The sequence below is a fragment of the Brevibacillus sp. HB1.3 genome, assembly GCF_013186635.1.
Lineage (GTDB): Bacteria > Bacillota > Bacilli > Brevibacillales > Brevibacillaceae > Brevibacillus > Brevibacillus brevis_D.
Map to the genome: position 1 here is coordinate 42,158 of NZ_JABMIT010000006.1, position 16,762 is coordinate 58,919.

Genomic DNA, 16,762 nt, shown 5'->3' on the forward strand with positions numbered 1-16,762 from the left:
CTTTACAGACTGCGGCTGACCATCTGTGAGGAGCACGATGCGGAAACGCTACCGTCCGAAGTTCGTGTAGATAAAGTAGGAACTAACCTGCCGGAAGTAAACACCTGCGAATCCATATTAAAGGAGAATGAAAACATGTCACGTTACACAGGACCTCGCCACAAACTGGCTCGCCGTCTGGGTATTTCCCTCGATGGTACAGGAAAAGACATCAAACGCAACTTCCCTCCAGGTCAACACGGTCACAACAACCGTCGTAAACTGAGCGAGTACGGAATCCAGTTGCAAGAAAAGCAAAAACTGCGCCACATGTTTGGCCTTAACGAAAAACAATTCCGCCGCACTTTCGACAATGCTAGCAAAATGGCTGGCGTAGTGGGCGAAAACTTCATGAAATTGCTGGAATCCCGCCTGGACAACCTGGTATACCGTATGGGCTTTGCTCCAACTCGCCCAGCTGCTCGTCAGTTGGTAAACCATGGTCACTTCCTGGTAAACGGCAAAAAAGTAAACATCCCATCCTACCGCGTACAACCGGGTGATGTAATCTCCATTCGTGAAAAGTCCCGTGGTCTGCAACTGATCAAGGACGCTCTGGAAAGCCGCACTTTCCTGCCGAACTACGTTACATTCAACGATGCTGCTGCTGAAGGTACCTTCACTCGTCTGCCAGACCGTGAAGAAATGCCAGCTGAAATCAACGAAGTTCTGATCGTTGAGTTCTACAGCCGTTAATCGTCTGAGGATAAAAAGAAAAAGAGTAGTGCCGCTTGTCGGCCTGCTCTTTTTTTATGTATTTGCTTGCCACGCTTTCGCCCGCGAATAATTTCGCAGGATAAGATTGTCATTCCACAAAGCTCCTTATGTTCATTTGTCTCCTCCTCTGAAATCTATTTTCTGATCCCACTCTGCAAGCTTAACAATGTCTGTAAAACGCAATCAATCACATGTCGTTGACAGCATTCAACGATTTTTGACACATTTTGCTATCTCCTACGCATTTTCTATCCTCTAGGTTCCTCGTATGGTATAATCAGGGGGTATGCTAGGGGGTCGTAGATTATGTCGAATAACCACACATCTTCCTCTGAACCGACGAAGAAAAAGCGACGCAGAAGCCGCGGTAAAACGTTCTGGATCATCTTCCAAATCGTCTTCGTGCTAGGGCTAATGGGTGCTGCAGTCGCGGGAGGAATCGTGACAGGTTATGTTGCCGCACTCGTGAAGGACGAGCCTGTGCGCAGCAAGGAGGAACTGGAGAATAAAATCTTCACCAACTATCTGACTGGATTCGCCTACTACAACGACGGCTCTCTGATCGGCCAATTGCGGGCGGAAGAAGGCGATCGACGTTTAGTGAAGAAAGCAGACGTTTCTCCCTATTTAATGAATGCCATCATCGCAACGGAAGACAAAACCTACTATCACCACTCCGGAGTTTCGCTTCAATCTACCATGCGCGGAGCCATTCAGGAAATTACCAACCAGCCTGTCGTAACAGGTGGTAGTACGATTACACAGCAGCTTGTAAAAAATACAATCCTTTCTGCTGAAGTTAGCCACACCCGTAAGGCACGTGAAATCTTTACCGCGATTCGAATCGAGCGGATGTTTTCCAAAGATCAGATTCTGGAAGCCTACATGAATGAAATTTACTTTGGAAAAAACGCCAACGGATCAAACGTATACGGTGTTCAGGCTGCCGCGAAAGGGATTTTTGGCAAAGATGTAAAAGAGCTCGGGCTTGCTGAGGGCTCCTATCTTGCGGGTATGATTCAAAACCCAGGTGCCTACTCTCCATTCCGTGCAGAAAGCTATCAGCGCGGGAAGGAACGCCAAAAAATGGTGCTGGATCGCATGCTGGAAAATGGCTACATCACACAAACTCAATACGATGGAGCTATCGCCGGTGATTTGAAGGCACAGCTAGCAAAGCCGACGCAGCAAGCTTATCGAGAAGTACCTTTCTTGATGATGGAAATTGAAGATCGTGCCGCACGTCAACTTGTGGATGCAGACCTCTTGGAAAAAGGACGCGACAAATCAACCATCGGCCGCAACGAATACCGACAGCTGGTTGAAGAGAAACGTCGCGACATACTGCGAAAAGGGTACAAGATACATACCACGATCGACAAGAGCGTATATGACATCATGCAGGCTGTTGCAACCGACCCGAAAAACTTCGGTAAGAATCGTACCTATACGATTCGTCGCTCTAACGGCAAAACAGAAAAAATCGAAAATGCTCTGGAAGAAGTCGGCGCAATGCTGATTCACAACAAAACAGGAGCCATCCTCGGCATGATCGGGGGACGGGACTTCACGGTGGAACAGACAAACCACGCCACTGTACCTCGTCAGCCAGGTTCTGCCATGAAGCCACTTGCCGCTTATGCTCCTGCTTTTGAACTGGGATTGCTCCAGCCAGCGTCTCCAATCGATGACGCTCCGGTGCTACTCGCTGACGGCCAGAACGGTTACCATTTACCAAAGAACTGGAACAACAAATGGCAAGGGATGATGAGTGCCCGCGAAGCGTTGCGGATGTCCTGGAACATTCCGGCGATCAAGACGTATTTGAAAGTTGGCATTCCAACGGCTCTCGAATACGTAAAGAAAATGGGAATTACTACATTGGTAGATGCAGACAACTATGCAGCAACTGGTGTAATTGGCGGTCTTACCTACGGAACAACTGTTGAGGAAATTACAAACGCCTATGGGACATTCGCAAATCATGGTTCTTTCGTGGATGCCTATCTGATTGACCGAATTGAAGATAGCACCGGAAAAGTAATTTACCGCCATGAGACTAAACCAGTGCAAGTGTACAGCGAGCAAACAGCATACTTGATCACTGATATGATGCGTTCCGTTGTCAATAACGGTACAGGTACACACATCCGTAAATACGTGCCGCGCAAAGTCGATGTGGCAGGTAAAACCGGAACAACGAACAACAGCAACGACCTCTATTTCGTCGGTTACACGCCAGAGCTGTCCATGGGGGTATGGGTTGGCTTTGACGAGCCATATCCAATGCCAGACGCAGACAAATATGTTCCGATGGTCGTATGGGGTAAGGTCATGAAGGACGTCATAGCAAAGCATCCGAACCTTTCACCTCCTGACTCCAGCTTTAAAAAGCCGGCGGGAATTGTCAGCGCGACTGTTGACTCGAAATCAGGTCTTTTGCCAAGTGAGCTATCAAAAGAAGCTGGCCATTTGATCACTGATATATTCAACAGCAAGTTCGTTCCGAAGAAGGTGGACGATACCCACCAAAAAGCACGCGTTATTACGTATAATGGCGAACGATATTTGGCGAAGGAAGGAACACCTGAGGATTTTGTTACCGAAGGCGTCTTCTATCGCTCACCTGATCCACTTCCTACCAAGGAGCAAATTCAAGCGAAAAACAGTAGGGTCTCCACCCAACCACCAGATTGGGAGCAGCGCCTTCCTGACAAAGAAGATCCTCGCACAGAGGCAGGAGGAGCGCCATCTTCGCCAAGTGGAGTAACAGCTACAGGCTCAGGCAAGCAAATCACGCTTTCCTGGCAATCAGCCAAAGAAGCTGACTTGGTCGGTTATCGCATCTACCGCGCTGATATGCAGAACGGCTTTGTCAAAGTAGCGACTGTGAAAGATCCATCGGAATTGACTTTTGCCGATACGACTGCCAATCATCGGGATTTAGGCTATTATGTCACTTCTGTAGATATCGCTGGCCATGAATCCCAGCCTTCCGCAATCGCTTCTGTCGGTTCAACGCAGACATGGCAATTGCCTGATCCAAATCAGGGTGCGGAAACAGGCATCCCGAATCCGATGGACAATAACGGGAATGGCCAAACAGATCCAGGCGGAACTGCGACGGACCCAACAGATGGATCAGGAGGCACGAATACAAACACAGATTCTGCTTCACCACCTGCTGCTCCGAAATCCTTGTCTATCAAAAATACGCCTAACGGTTGGCAGCTAAAGTGGAAAGGAAGCAGCTCGTCTGAGCAGATGTACAACGTGTATTTTAGCCCAGACTCAGCAAGCGGCTATTTGCTACTCGGTACAGTCTCTAGTACAAGCTTTACTCACGCAGCAGAAGTACCGAATGGCAGCAACTATTACATTACCGCAGTCAACAGTTACGGAGAATCGCCACATTCTAACATCGTAACTGCCAACACCTCAGAATAAACTGGAATGACAACTGACAGAGATGGTTAGACGCCATCTCTGTTTTTCTACAATCGTAAGGGGGGGAACTGATGGAGCACGTCAAACGCTATCATTCATTGAGCCTAATGGTGAACAACAAGGAGCTGCTCGTCGAAGGACCGATTACAGGAAGTTATCTGGCCTCATTACGTTTTGATGAGGGATTGAAAGCTTTTCGTATCCCTGAACAACAGCATGAAGCTCTCATCGAAATCGCTGATTTGCCAGAAGGGCGCATTATCATTGCACGCGAAGGAGACCTTGTCCTCGGCTACGTGACCTTTCTACACCCCGATCCACTGGAGCGGTGGTCACAAGCGCAACTGCCCGATTTGCTGGAGCTGGGCGCGATTGAAATCAGTCATAAAGTGAGAGCGGGTGGCGTAGGCAAAAAGCTGCTGGAAGTCGCCTTCCTGGATGACGCCATGGAAGACTACGTCATTATTACAACGGAGTATTATTGGCATTGGGACCTGAAAGGAACAGGACTCGATGTATGGCAATACAGAAAGGTCATGGAAAAGGTCATGGGCAGCGCAGGCCTGAGCTGGATGGCGACTGACGACCCGGAAATATGCTCACATCCCGCCAACTGTCTCATGGCCAAAATCGGCAAGCGTGTACCCCCAGAAACAGTCGTTGCTTTTGATGCTATGCGGTTTCAAAATCGTTTTCTTTACTAGTTTGGATGCCTTTTGATTCCAGGAGGTCACTCTTATGCGTATTGAAGAGATTATGCGAAAAAAAATGGTTACGATCCAGCCATCCACTACAATCGGAGAAGCGCTTCTTCTCCTCCGTGCAAACAGAATCAGGCATTTACCTGTCATTGAAAACGACTCACTCGTAGGCATTGTCTCAGACCGTGATCTGCGAGACGCTCTCCCCTCTCGTCTGCTGACACATGACGATGACGACACCGTCCTGCACAAGCCTGTAGCCAATATCATGAATCAACAAGTCATCACTGCCCACCCACTGGATTTCATCGAAGACGCAGCCCTCCAACTATACGAGCACAAAATCGGCTCCCTACCCATCGTCGAAGGAAATCGACTCGTAGGATTGATTACGGAATCGGATCTTTTCTCTAGCCTGATTGAACTGTTCGGCGTTAACAAACCTAGCTCCCATATCGAAGTAGAAGTAGACGACCGCGTCGGCATGCTGGCAGAAGTCAGTCAAGTCTTTCGCGATGCACAAGTAAATGTCACGAGCGTCGTAGTCTTTCCCGGGAAAAAGCCCGCGAAAAAGAACCTTGTTTTTCGGGTACAGACCATTGATCCGCGTATCGTGACGCAATTGCTCCTTGAAAAAGGCTTTTCCGTAATCGGCCCTACGGAAGGAGGGATACCCCAGTGAGCCGAAATGCTCGTCTGATCTACTCTCCAGACTACACGCAATATTATTTTCATGATGATCATCCGTTCAACCAGCGTCGTCTGCTCCTCACACACGATCTGATGAGCAGTTACGGAATACTGAAAGATGCAGACATCCTGGCACCCCGACCAGCAACAGATGAAGAACTCGCCCTGGTGCATGACCCACGCTATATCCAATTTGTTCGCGATCAGGGCCATAGTGAACACGAGCTTCCACAGGCAGCCAGTTATGGCTTGGGAACAGAGGACGTTCCCTGTTTTTCGAACATGCATGAAGCGTCCTCGCTGATCGTCGGAGGTACGTTACATGCAGTGGACGCGGTTATGAGTGGACAGGCCGAACACGCCTTCAATCCCGCCGGCGGACTGCACCATGCCTTTCGTGGACGTGCCTCTGGCTTTTGTATTTACAATGATTGCTCCGTCGCGATCGCTTATTTGCGAAAAAACTGGAATGCGCGCGTGCTGTATATCGACACAGATGCCCATCATGGAGATGGGGTACAGTGGGCGTTTTACGATGACCCTCATGTACTGACTGTATCTATTCACGAAACAGGAAAGTATCTCTTCCCTGGAACAGGCAATTTGTCTGAGCGTGGGGATGGAAGCGGATATGGTTATTCTGTCAACGTTCCGCTCGATGCCTTTACGGAAGACGATTCTTTTCTGGAAGTATATGACGAGCTGGTGTCAAGGCTAGCGGCTGGCTTCAAGCCTGATGTCATCCTGACCCAAAATGGTTGTGACGCTCATGCGTACGACCCCCTCACCCATTTGTCTTGCTCGATGAAAATTTATCAAGCGATTCCTCGTCTTGCTCACCGTCTCGCTCATGAATATTGTGACGGTCGCTGGATTGCAGTAGGCGGCGGGGGCTACGATATTTGGCGGGTGGTGCCGCGGGCGTGGACACTGGTATGGAGTGAGATGAGCGACCAGCCTCTTACGGACGGTTCTCTTCCCGAAGCCTGGCTCAAGCGCTGGCAACCTGAGACGGATTTACCCTTGCCACCTCGGCTTTTTGACGAACCATTCCCAACAATCCCACGACGAGCAGAGATCACGGAAAAAAATCGGCTTACGTTAGAACGTGCGATGCTGCACGCACCTACTGGATCAGAGAAGTAAGAAAACCTCTACTGAAAAAAAGCGTGCTGCCCTCGTACCTTTGGGTACTGGTCAGCACGCTTTTTCTATTCCTAACCCTATTTCACTAGCTCTTCCAGCTCAGACGGTGCAAAGCCTTTTACCGCTTTGTCGCCTACGACTGTTACAGGCACACCCATGAAGCCAAAGCGCTCTACTTCCTCTTGATAGGCACGACTCGTCATGACATCGCGCACTTCAAAGGAAACACCTTTTGCTGTCAACCAATTCTTAACCATGTCACAATCCACACAGTTTTTCGTCGAGTAGACAATCACTCCCGCAGCTGTCGCTGCTTGTGTAGCTGTCAGCATGTTACGGACAATCGCGTAGGAGCGCTGGGAAGCCAGCTTGGTAAATTCCACGAAGTTTACATGCGCGGAGCCGTCTGCTTTATCCGACATCGAGCGAACTACGACAAACGGCACGCCATTCATCGCACAGACTTGTCCTACAGATGCCCCTTCCATTTCGGTGCAGTGTGCTGCAAATTGCTCATACAGCCATTGAACCTTTTCCCGACTGGCAACAAACTGGTCGCCAGACAGGATACGCCCGCTCACTACTTGAACTCCAGCTTCCAGCTCCTTGCCCGCATCGATCGCTTGCTGCATCAGCCCAGCATCCGCTTGCCAGGTCCATTGCTCTGTAAACGGAATTTGTCCTGGCTCAAAACCAAGTGGTGTCACATCGATATCATGTTGAATGCAATCCGTCGAAACCACAATGTCACCAATATTTAATTCAGGGTGAACGGCTCCTGCCACACCTGTGAAAATGACACGTTCCACTTGGAAGGAATCAATGAGGATTTGTGTCGTCACGGCAGCATTCACCTTGCCGACACCTGATTTGCACAGCACGACATCCTTGCCTTCCATTTTACCTGTGTAATAGGTAATGCCTGCTTTGGTGGCAGTAGTCGTCTCTTGCATCGCTTCCAAGTAAAGCGCGATTTCTTCATCCATCGCGCCGATAATTCCGTAACGCATTTCCCATCCCCCTCTTGCTGTCAATTGCCAACGTTCCGTTTCGATCAAGCTTGCTCGGGTTTTGTGCTCTCCCGATACTCAATTCGATGCGGAAGCAGCACGACATGTTCTTCGACATTTTCGTTATTCATGTACTTGGTCAACAGGCGCATCGCCACCGCACCAATATCATACATGGGCTGTACGACAGAAGTCAGTCGCGGACGTACCATTTCAACCAGGCGAATATTATCGTGACCAATGACTTCGATATCACCTGGCACGTTCAAGCCAGAGTCTTGAATGGCGTGGATCGCGCCAATAGCCATCTCGTCATTCGCTGCGAAAATCGCCGTCGGCGGATTTTTAAGGGCTAGGAACCCTTTTGTAGTGGACAAGCCCGATTCATAAAAATAGTTGCCTGTGGCAATCAGCTCTTCATCCAGCTCGATACCCGCATCCTTCAACGCCTTTTTATAGCCTTCATAGCGCATTAACCCTGCCAATGGATCGTTTGCAGGACCCGCGATCATCGCAATGCGCTTGTGCCCACGTGCAACCAATGCCTCCGTTGCATCATAGGCGGCTTGGAAATGGTCAATGCTAACCGACGGGAGTACGTTGTCTGCATCGCGAGTCGCAGCGAGTACAGTCGGTACAGACGTGCTTGTTAATGCCTGCAAATGATCTTCTTTGATTTCTGCCCCCAGGAACAGAAGCCCGTCCACTTGCTTTTCGAGCAAAGTATTAATGAGCTGCAATTCCTTTTCCATCCGTTGGTCAGAGTTACACAGAATGATATTGTATTTGTACATGGTAGCGATATCTTCAATCCCCCGCGCTAATTCGGAGAAAAACAAACTGGAGATATCCGGGATGATGACACCAACTGTTGTCGTTTTTTTGCTGGCGAGTCCACGAGCAACCGCATTTGGTCGATATCCCAAGCGCTCAATCGCAGCCAATACCTTTTTTCGGGTCAAAGGCTTTACGTTGGGATTCCCGTTGACTACGCGGGAAACTGTCGCCATCGACACCCCCGCTTCTCTTGCTACGTCGTATATAGTAACCGGCATCATGCACCCTCACTTTTCCCTATTTTTTGGTTTTCATAAGCGTTTTCATAAATATATGCACCTATGATACGACAAGCCGTATGCCGTTGCAATCGTTTTTGACGGCTTGTGCACCCGTTACTTCATGAGTTTGTTCATCGTTTTCAATAGCTCATCAATCACTTCATGATCGCCTTGCTGAATGCGATCCATCACACAGCTTTTCATATGTCCTTCGAGGAGCATTTTCCCAACCGCATTCAGTGCAGACTGCACAGCTGCAATTTGATTGAGAATGTCGTCGCAGTAGACATCCTTTTCTACCATTCCACGAATTCCTCGAACTTGTCCCTCTACCCGATTCAGACGGGAGATGAGATTAGCCTTGATTTTATCCGGCCTTTCCGTGGACCGATCCGTCGAGCAGCATTGATGGTTGTCTTCCATATGGCCTATCCTCCTTCACCAATATCAGCACGTAATTCTAGCTTACTTGGTCGCCAATGGTTCGTCAAATAAGAAAGGTCCTCCCGCGCGCAGGAAGGACCCTCAAAACATACCCGAAAGGTATTCTTATACTCTCGTTGCCACATTCTCGTCTTTGTACAGGCCAGAAGCAAGCAGTTCATCAACGAACTCGTTGAACTGTGGAATGTTCAACTGTTGCTTCGCATCAGACAGTGCCACATCTGGATCTGGGTGAACCTCTACCATGATTCCGTCAGAACCGACTGCGAAACCTGCTTTCGCGCAAGGCAAGAGCAGATCACGACGACCTGTAGAGTGCGTCACGTCTACAAACACTGGCAAGTGCGTCTCTTGCTTGAGGAGTGGTACAGCAGAAATATCGAGCGTATTGCGTGTCGCTTTTTCATACGTGCGAATTCCACGCTCGCACAGCATGACTTGTGAGTTCCCCTCGGACAGGATGTACTCTGCCGCGTAGATGAACTCTTCAATCGTAGCAGAGAGGCCACGCTTCAAGAGGATCGGCTTGTTCACACGACCTGCCGCCTTCAGCAGCTCGAAGTTTTGCATATTGCGAGCACCGATTTGGATAACATCGATGTATTTTGTCGCCATCTCTAGATCTGCTGGCGTCACGATTTCACTGATCGTTACGAGGTTGAATTCATCCCCGATGCGTTTGAGAATTTGCAAGCCTTCTTCACCCAGACCTTGGAAGTCGTATGGCGAGGTACGAGGCTTGTACGCACCGCCGCGCAATGTGCGCAGTCCGCGTTTTACGTGGTTTTCTGCTACGGCTCTTACTTGCTCGTAGCTTTCCACGGAGCAAGGACCTGCGATCAGAATCGGATTTTTTCCTCCGAACTCTACGCCTTTTACCGTGATAACTGTATCCTCTGCCTTTTTCTTACGGCTAACGAGGAGTACTTTTTTCTTATCGTCGTCTTGCAGATCTAAGGAAACTTGGAATATTTGTTTGAACAAATGACGAATAGCATTGTCATTGAAAGGACCTTTATTGTTTTCCACGAGCAGATTGAGCATTTGGCGCTCACGTTCTGGGTCAAAACGGTTGCTGCCCTGTTTTTCTTTTTCTTTGCCGAGCTCTTGAACCAAGGTAGCTCGTTTGTTGATCAATTCAAGAATTTGCAGGTTGATCTCGTCTATCTGCTTGCGCATGGTTTCGATTTGATCGTGTGCCATCTCTCTCCACTCTCCTCTTTTTATATGGGGATTTATCGATAAATTAGGGTAATTATAATCGATTCAAAGACCCTTGTCAGCAGTTTAGCGCCAAAAAGCGCGAAAGTAAATTTTTTCTGTTTTTTTATCTTTTCCAATTATTCGTCAAAACGAAGAAGATTCCTTGATTCGACAGGATTCTTTCCCTTTCAAATCGAATAGTTTTGGATATATGTTCTAGCTAAATGCGATTGTTCCTTTCCGATACAGTCCAAAATTACCGATAAGTATTGTAAAGACTTCATGAACAACCTCTTACAAGGAGTGACCTACTTTTGTCTGACATCACAGCCCCTGAGCTTATTTTTTCATTAGATATAGGAACGCGCAGCGTCGTCGGCCTGATCGTGGAAACGACCGGCGAGCAATACCGCGTATTGGACTGCGCTATTCGAGAGCACGATGAACGCTCCATGCTCGATGGGCAAATTCACGATATTGTCGCCGTAGCTAAGGTGATTCAACAAATAAAAGAAGAGCTGGAGGGGAAATACGGCAAGCTGCATCAGGTAGCCGTCGCTGCTGCCGGTCGGTCATTGCGAACCCGCCGCGTGCGTGTGGATATGCCCTTAGCCAGACATGCCTTCATCTCGCGTGAAGATGTTGTCGCTTTGGAGTTTTCCGCTGTACAGGAGGCCCAAGCCGCATTAGCCCAGGAGCTAAAGGACCAAGACGTCACCCGCTACTATTGCGTGGGTTACAGCGTCGTTCATTACCATCTGGATGGAGAGTTGATCGGGAGCCTGATTGATCAGCGGGGTGACGTAGCAAGCGCAGATGTGATCGCCACTTTCCTTCCACGCGTGGTTGTCGACTCGCTGATCGCTGCTCTGAAACGATGCGATCTGGAAATGCAGGCATTGACGCTTGAGCCAATTGCGGCCATTAATGTCCTGATTCCTGTGACGATGCGCCGACTGAATATTGCTTTGGTGGACATTGGAGCAGGTACTTCTGACGTAGCGCTTACTGAGGAAGGGGCCATTACCGCTTACGGCATGGTTCCTATTGCAGGCGATGAAATCACGGATGCGCTCATGAACGCCTTTCTCATGGATTTTCCGATGGCAGAAGAAGTAAAGCGTCTCTTATCCACTGAGGAGTCCGTCACCTTCACCGACATTCTCGGAATGGAGCATACGATGAGCGCTGCCGAGGTAACCAGTGCGATTGAAACAGATATTCAACAACTCGCTGATAAAATTGCCTTCAAAATATTGGAACTCAACGGAAAAGCTCCGCAAGCGGTCATGCTGATCGGCGGAGGCAGCCTCACCCCTGGGCTTACTGGAAAAGTCGCTCAGGTCTTGAATATTCCTGCCGCCCGTGTTGCCGTTAGAGGCGGCGATGCGATTAAACAATACGTCGGAGACAATCCTGCGCTCAGTGGACCTGAGTTTGTAACGCCAGTCGGCATTGCTGTTGCTGCTCGACGTCATCCATTGCGCTATGTAACGGTTACAGTCAATGACACGCCTGTGCGCATATTCGACTTGCGAAAAATGACGTTGGGTGATGCGCTCATTGCATCCGGACTGGATATCCGCCGTCTGTATGGTCGCCCCGGATTGGCGATGACCGTCACCGTAAACGGACGGATGAAAATGATTCCAGGTGGTCATGGTACAGCGCCGGTGATTCAGCGCAACGGGGAGGGCGTCAGTCTCGACGCGCCAATCAATGACGGGGACCAAATCACCGTAGTCGCTGGTACAAATGGCGAGGATGCACGCGTGTTTGCCAAAGATTTATTCGATGAGCTGGACACGCTTGAAGTGATCTGCAATGATCGTCCCTACTCGCTCGGTCCAGTCGTACATGTTAATGGAGCGACTGCTACTCTCGATACGTTGATCACAGATCGTGCCGAGGTGGACATCCGCCTCCCACGCACTGTCTATGAAGTACTGGAGCTCGCCGAACTGAAAACGTCAGCGGAATCAGGCTTGCGCTTTTCTGTGAACGGACAAGATTATTCGATTCCGTCCCGTGTCGAGGTGATCGAGCTGAACGGAAGACCAGTAGCCTTGACAGATATCGTCCGGCAAGGTGATGTCCTCGTCTATCGACTGGATGAAATCCCCGCCCCTTCTATACAAGATGTCATCCCCTTGGAAGAATGGGTACAGGAGACAATGATTGTCCACTTCAATGGTGAACGGGTCGTATTGCCTGTCGCACAGGTCACGATTACGGTAGACGGAAAAGCGGCGAATGCCTCTGATCCTGTGAGCGAAGGTGCCGACATCACAGTAAAGTCCTCACCAGCGTCAACACCTGTATTTAGCGACGTCTTCCGTTTCGTCGATGTTTCCTTGGAAAAGCCCGACCGTGAGAGTATCTCTGGATTTGTGATGCTCGTCAACGGCGAACAAGCCAACTTCCAGACAGAATTGAAAAGTGGAGACAAGCTGGAGCTATTCTGGGAATAGTTTCTCCATTGCTCTTTTTTTCCATGCAAAAAGCCGGTTTCACCTCGCTTGTCGGGTGTCCCGGCTTTTTGATTACACGTTGAGCGCCTGGCCAATCGCGTCCTTTGTAATTTTCCAGTGAGACGTGTGCCACTTTACTTCTCCGTCTTCCAGCAAAAAGATTTGCGGAGATTCGTGCTTGATGGAAAAACGATCCGCAACGGCGTTGGAGACAGGGCGATCCTCCCGTACCAGAATGACTGCAGATTCCACTTGATTGTCCTGCAAATACGCTTGAAACTCTTCATAGGCAGACGTACTGATCGGGCAGATCGTGCTATGCTTAAACAAAAGCTTTTTCCCATTTTTCGCTACGAACTCATCCAGTTCTTCTATGGAGTGAAGCTGTTTCTGTGACATGTTCATCTCTCCTTATCTTATGTGCCTACCAGTATACATAAGTCCAAGCAGCAAAGTCTACATTTGCGGTGCCGTAGAGAAATGAAAAAAGAGATACCTATCTTCTAGGCATCTCTTTTTCCTCACACCATGATTTTCGTTAGACGTTCGCGTAGCTCCAGCATCCATTTTTCATCGCCAAGGGACTGCGCCAACAAAAACAGATCCAATAGCTCGTTGACTTTTTCACCAAGTAGTTCTCTTACGGTCGAATTCACCTTCTCATTAGCAATCAATACCAATAAGTTGGATAACTCTGACACTTCTTCGAATTCGATTGCCTGACGCTGCGGATGTTGGCCCAGTTCCTCCATGAGTGACTTCAAATCATCCTTAATCACATCTACCACTTGGGAATGGTCACAGTCTTCGTCTACGCAGACTTGTACAGGTACATTCATGATTTTAACTCGTTTCCGGTACACGACGTTGCGCAGCTCGATCTCCATTTCGTTCCCACAGCGGGTACATCTCTTTTGCACGGTGTTCACCCCTACCTATCTATATGTATGTCTCTCATACTATTCGAGGGTCCTCCTTTCAATCCTGCTAGAGAGCAGGTGGTACTTGGTGGATATAGAGCCAGATATAAACTAGAATCAACATAGTGGAGGAGAAGAAAAAGCACAGTTCTCTTCGACTCTGACACGCCCGCAAGGAGGATTGACTGTCCGTCTCCACTTCAAAAAGGGGACCGTCGATCCAAAACCACCTTACGGGCGGATGTTTCTCAGGGAAGAAGTGTTCGACAACCGGGTCCCCTTTTTGAAGTTCCGACTGGGTAGGCGTTGTCGAGGTCTACGAGCCCTGTGCTTTTTCTTCTCACCAGCTTTGTTGGCATATCGGTAGCTTACGAAAACTTGAAAGAAAAAAGACAATGCCAGCAAGCAGCATCGTCTTTCTTTTAACGATCAACCTTCAATCTTATGCGTAGATCGCGTTTACTTTTTCACAATGCGGACAAACAGCGACTTTCCCCGCTTTTCCGTCTTCATCTTCTACACGGTAGCCAGTAATTTGCTCGGAGAAACAGAAGAGACATTCTGTATTGAAGTCCATATCGTACTGCGCTTTCCACACAATGGATTTAAAGTCTTCTCCAACATTAATCGTAATTTGGACCAGATCATGCTGTAGGCTCGATAATGATCTTTGCATCACATAAACATCCTTTCATACTTGCAAAGTCTTTTGGTATCCTCTAGCTTTTCCTGCTTTTCAGAATAATAAACATCGAATTTCTCAAAAATGGGCGGATGCCCGGTTCGGTCCTATGCGATCACCCATATGTTGTAGATGTAAGCACAAGAGGCTTAACACACATATGAGGAGGATGTTTATTCGATGAGCGGCATCTTTAATGGAGAATTCGACGGCTTCACTCTGGTTTTGATTCTTTTCATCCTGCTGGTTATTATCGGGTGCAGCTGCGACTAATCTTTCTTCCCCGAAGATATAGCCATATTCAGCAGGCCGTTGCATATACATGAAGTACCGAATCCTTCAAGTGCGTTTCCTCCGCAAGCTACCCTCGACAGTGGGTAGCTTTTTTCTGTTTGAGTTGTGTACAATGGACAAGAATGATATGGAAAGTGAGGGATCCCCTTCCTATGAAAGATCCACGAATTGAAAAACTAGCTGACGTCCTCGTCAATTACTCAGTGACTGTCAAGCCTGGTGAAAACGTTTTAATTTACTCTATTGGCAACGTTACCGATCTGACAAAAGCCGTTATTGCCAAGGTATACGAAGCTGGAGGAAATCCGTTTGTCCAATTGATCGACCAATCCGTTCAGCGTGAGCTCTTGATGGGTGCCAACGAAACACAATTGGGTATCATGCGTGAAGCAGATGTGGCTTTCATGAAACAAATGGATTGCTACATTGGCATCCGCGGCGGCGACAACATTAGTGAGCTCTCTGATGTACCTGGAGACAAAATGCAGCTGCATTCCAAGCTGTTAGCGCGTCCTGTACTGGACATTCGCGTACCGCATACCAAATGGGTCGTGCTTCGCTATCCAAATGCATCCATGGCTCAGTTGGCTAATATGAGCACTGCTGCTTTCGAAGATTTCTATTTCAAAGTGTGCACGCTTGATTACGGCAAAATGGATAAAGCCATGGACAGCTTGGTCGAGCTGATGGAGAAAACCGACAAGGTACGTATCGTAGGGCCAGGCACAGATCTGACCTTCTCCATCAAAGATATTCCAGCAATCAAATGTGCTGGTGAAGCTAACATCCCTGACGGGGAAGTATTCACTGCCCCTGTCCGCGATTCCGTCAACGGTACGATCGCGTACAACACGCCATCTCCTTACCAAGGCTTTACATACGACAATATCAAGCTGACCTTCAAGGATGGCAAAATCGTCGAAGCAACTGCTAACGATACAGAGAAGATCAATGAAATCTTTGATACGGATGAAGGTGCCCGATTTGTAGGGGAGTTTGCGATTGGTGTGAATCCGTACATCCAAAACCCGATGAAAGACATCCTCTTCGACGAAAAAATCGACGGAAGCTTCCACTTCACGCCAGGACAGGCCTATGATGAAGCATTTAACGGAAACAAATCCTCCATTCACTGGGACTTGGTTATGATTCAACGTCCTGATTGGGGCGGTGGAGAAATCTGGTTTGACGATCGCCTGATCCGCAAAGACGGACGTTTTGTTGTACCAGAGCTCGAATGCCTCAATCCAGAAAATCTGAAATAAATAAAATAAGCGAAGGGCTCATTGTTCACAAGACATGAGCCCTTCGCTTTATTGCTAAACGGAATAAGCTGGTTGTTTCAACAAGGAAGTCATTTTTTGTTCCATAAAGGAAATCGTTGACTCCAGATGATGAATGGTATACTCCCAGCAAAAGCGTTGATATTCGTCAAAATTTACTTCCAGCTTTTTATAAGAGGCCTTACTTTGTTGGAGCAATTGACGTTGCGTATCTAAGCAGCCCTCTAGCAAATCCTTTTGTTCGTCGATCGTGCGGCTCTTGCCGAAGAAAATCTTAACCAGCATGTCTGAACGCAAGACTGGCGGCAAGATAGGCGTCTGGATTTCTTGACGGAACGATTGTTTTCCAGCTTCTGTGATTCGGTACAAAATCTTGTTCGGCTTGCCAGACTGAATGATTTCTTGCTTCGTTACGAAGCCTTCCTCCTCCAGTTTGCGCAATGCTGGATAAATAGCACCAAAGCTAGCGTCATAAAAGAATCCAATACTGTTTGTAAACGCTTGCTTAATATCGTAGCCACTCATTTCCCCATAGCTCAAGAAACCCAGTATGATCGTTTTAACATCCATCTCTTCGCATCCTCCGTTACCGTTCTTTTTCTCTCTCTAGCGGCTAGGACTTAGCCTTTATGTTCGAAATATTCTTTAACTACATGT

16 protein-coding genes are annotated in these 16,762 nt (G+C 48.3%); 8 read left to right on the plus strand and 8 right to left on the minus strand.

What is annotated here, in order from left to right:
• The first annotated feature begins 135 nt into the window (after window positions 1–135).
• The 5 genes from rpsD (at window position 136) to HPY31_RS15410 (ending at window position 6,740) form a co-directional block, all read left to right on the plus strand.
• Entirely contained in the window at window positions 136–735 is a 600-nt protein-coding gene (rpsD, locus tag HPY31_RS15390) for a 30S ribosomal protein S4 (protein WP_016742106.1), read from the plus strand.
• Window positions 736–1,062: 327 nt separating this feature from the next.
• Complete coding sequence (locus HPY31_RS15395; protein WP_172141432.1) at window positions 1,063–4,203, plus strand: penicillin-binding protein 1A; 3,141 nt, start codon at window positions 1,063–1,065, stop codon at window positions 4,201–4,203.
• 71 nt (window positions 4,204–4,274) lie between these two features.
• Window positions 4,275–4,907: a hypothetical protein gene (locus tag HPY31_RS15400; RefSeq protein ID WP_047071930.1), complete on the plus strand. Its 633-nt coding sequence runs from the start codon at window positions 4,275–4,277 to the stop codon at window positions 4,905–4,907.
• A 34-nt stretch (window positions 4,908–4,941) separates the two neighbouring features.
• Window positions 4,942–5,586 carry a CBS and ACT domain-containing protein gene (locus tag HPY31_RS15405; protein ID WP_172141433.1) on the plus strand — a complete coding sequence of 215 codons (645 nt, stop codon included), beginning with the start codon at window positions 4,942–4,944 and terminating at the stop codon, window positions 5,584–5,586.
• Window positions 5,583–6,740, plus strand: coding sequence for an acetoin utilization protein AcuC (locus tag HPY31_RS15410; protein WP_172141434.1), 1,158 nt, complete (start codon window positions 5,583–5,585; stop codon window positions 6,738–6,740). The genes HPY31_RS15405 and HPY31_RS15410 overlap by 4 nt, the downstream gene beginning before the upstream one ends.
• A gap of 77 nt (window positions 6,741–6,817) precedes the next feature.
• On the opposite strand, the gene HPY31_RS15415 is transcribed toward HPY31_RS15410, so the two are convergent.
• The 4 genes from HPY31_RS15415 to HPY31_RS15430 all read right to left on the minus strand — a co-directional run bounded on the left by HPY31_RS15415 (window position 6,818) and on the right by HPY31_RS15430 (window position 10,455).
• Window positions 6,818–7,750 carry a 5'-methylthioadenosine/adenosylhomocysteine nucleosidase gene (locus tag HPY31_RS15415; protein WP_172141435.1) on the minus strand — a complete coding sequence of 311 codons (933 nt, stop codon included), beginning with the start codon at window positions 7,748–7,750 and terminating at the stop codon, window positions 6,818–6,820.
• A gap of 44 nt (window positions 7,751–7,794) precedes the next feature.
• On the minus strand, window positions 7,795–8,805 hold the full coding sequence (ccpA, locus tag HPY31_RS15420; RefSeq protein WP_015892411.1) for a catabolite control protein A: 1,011 nt from the start codon (window positions 8,803–8,805) through the stop codon (window positions 7,795–7,797).
• A 117-nt stretch (window positions 8,806–8,922) separates the two neighbouring features.
• Complete coding sequence (locus HPY31_RS15425) at window positions 8,923–9,231, minus strand: metal-sensitive transcriptional regulator (RefSeq protein ID WP_016742100.1); 309 nt, start codon at window positions 9,229–9,231, stop codon at window positions 8,923–8,925.
• A 126-nt stretch (window positions 9,232–9,357) separates the two neighbouring features.
• Window positions 9,358–10,455, minus strand: a complete 1,098-nt coding sequence (locus tag HPY31_RS15430) for a bifunctional 3-deoxy-7-phosphoheptulonate synthase/chorismate mutase (protein ID WP_172141436.1) — start codon at window positions 10,453–10,455, stop codon at window positions 9,358–9,360.
• Between the two features lie 314 nt (window positions 10,456–10,769).
• On the opposite strand from HPY31_RS15430, the gene HPY31_RS15435 reads away from it, so the two are divergent.
• Window positions 10,770–12,926, plus strand: coding sequence for a cell division protein FtsA (locus tag HPY31_RS15435; RefSeq protein WP_172141437.1), 2,157 nt, complete (start codon window positions 10,770–10,772; stop codon window positions 12,924–12,926).
• Window positions 12,927–12,998: 72 nt separating this feature from the next.
• Here HPY31_RS15435 and ytxJ read toward each other — a convergent pair whose 3' ends face one another.
• From ytxJ to HPY31_RS15450, 3 genes are all read right to left on the minus strand, one after another.
• Complete coding sequence (gene ytxJ, locus HPY31_RS15440) at window positions 12,999–13,325, minus strand: bacillithiol system redox-active protein YtxJ (RefSeq protein ID WP_172141438.1); 327 nt, start codon at window positions 13,323–13,325, stop codon at window positions 12,999–13,001.
• 122 nt (window positions 13,326–13,447) lie between these two features.
• The gene (locus HPY31_RS15445; RefSeq protein WP_016742097.1) at window positions 13,448–13,846 is read right to left on the minus strand and encodes a hypothetical protein; all 399 of its coding nucleotides are present in this window, start codon (window positions 13,844–13,846) and stop codon (window positions 13,448–13,450) included.
• A 442-nt stretch (window positions 13,847–14,288) separates the two neighbouring features.
• The gene (locus HPY31_RS15450; protein ID WP_015892416.1) at window positions 14,289–14,522 is read right to left on the minus strand and encodes a hypothetical protein; all 234 of its coding nucleotides are present in this window, start codon (window positions 14,520–14,522) and stop codon (window positions 14,289–14,291) included.
• A gap of 186 nt (window positions 14,523–14,708) precedes the next feature.
• Between HPY31_RS15450 and HPY31_RS15455 the strand changes: the two genes are divergently transcribed.
• Together HPY31_RS15455 and HPY31_RS15460 are read left to right on the plus strand one after the other, a co-directional pair.
• A complete protein-coding gene (locus HPY31_RS15455; RefSeq protein WP_017250455.1) occupies window positions 14,709–14,801 on the plus strand; it encodes a YjcZ family sporulation protein in 93 nt (30 codons plus the stop codon).
• Between the two features lie 173 nt (window positions 14,802–14,974).
• Window positions 14,975–16,087, plus strand: coding sequence for an aminopeptidase (locus HPY31_RS15460; RefSeq protein WP_172141439.1), 1,113 nt, complete (start codon window positions 14,975–14,977; stop codon window positions 16,085–16,087).
• A 54-nt stretch (window positions 16,088–16,141) separates the two neighbouring features.
• On the opposite strand, the gene HPY31_RS15465 is transcribed toward HPY31_RS15460, so the two are convergent.
• Window positions 16,142–16,675: a PadR family transcriptional regulator gene (locus tag HPY31_RS15465; protein ID WP_047071910.1), complete on the minus strand. Its 534-nt coding sequence runs from the start codon at window positions 16,673–16,675 to the stop codon at window positions 16,142–16,144.
• Between the last annotated feature and the right edge of the window lie 87 nt (window positions 16,676–16,762).

What these genes read in the sequence shown, in the direction of transcription:
- rpsD (WP_016742106.1), top strand. Translation starts at nt 136, where the DNA reads ATGTCACGTTACACAGGACCTCGCCACAAACTGGCTCGCCGTCTGGGT.
- HPY31_RS15395 (WP_172141432.1), top strand. Translation starts at nt 1,063, where the DNA reads ATGTCGAATAACCACACATCTTCCTCTGAACCGACGAAGAAAAAGCGA.
- HPY31_RS15400 (WP_047071930.1), top strand. Translation starts at nt 4,275, where the DNA reads ATGGAGCACGTCAAACGCTATCATTCATTGAGCCTAATGGTGAACAAC.
- HPY31_RS15405 (WP_172141433.1), top strand. Translation starts at nt 4,942, where the DNA reads ATGCGTATTGAAGAGATTATGCGAAAAAAAATGGTTACGATCCAGCCA.
- HPY31_RS15415 (WP_172141435.1), bottom strand. Translation starts at nt 7,750, where the DNA reads ATGCGTTACGGAATTATCGGCGCGATGGATGAAGAAATCGCGCTTTAC.
- ccpA (WP_015892411.1), bottom strand. Translation starts at nt 8,805, where the DNA reads ATGCCGGTTACTATATACGACGTAGCAAGAGAAGCGGGGGTGTCGATG.
- HPY31_RS15425 (WP_016742100.1), bottom strand. Translation starts at nt 9,231, where the DNA reads ATGGAAGACAACCATCAATGCTGCTCGACGGATCGGTCCACGGAAAGG.
- HPY31_RS15430 (WP_172141436.1), bottom strand. Translation starts at nt 10,455, where the DNA reads ATGGCACACGATCAAATCGAAACCATGCGCAAGCAGATAGACGAGATC.
- ytxJ (WP_172141438.1), bottom strand. Translation starts at nt 13,325, where the DNA reads ATGTCACAGAAACAGCTTCACTCCATAGAAGAACTGGATGAGTTCGTA.
- HPY31_RS15450 (WP_015892416.1), bottom strand. Translation starts at nt 14,522, where the DNA reads ATGCAAAGATCATTATCGAGCCTACAGCATGATCTGGTCCAAATTACG.
- HPY31_RS15455 (WP_017250455.1), top strand. Translation starts at nt 14,709, where the DNA reads ATGAGCGGCATCTTTAATGGAGAATTCGACGGCTTCACTCTGGTTTTG.
- HPY31_RS15460 (WP_172141439.1), top strand. Translation starts at nt 14,975, where the DNA reads ATGAAAGATCCACGAATTGAAAAACTAGCTGACGTCCTCGTCAATTAC.
- HPY31_RS15465 (WP_047071910.1), bottom strand. Translation starts at nt 16,675, where the DNA reads ATGGATGTTAAAACGATCATACTGGGTTTCTTGAGCTATGGGGAAATG.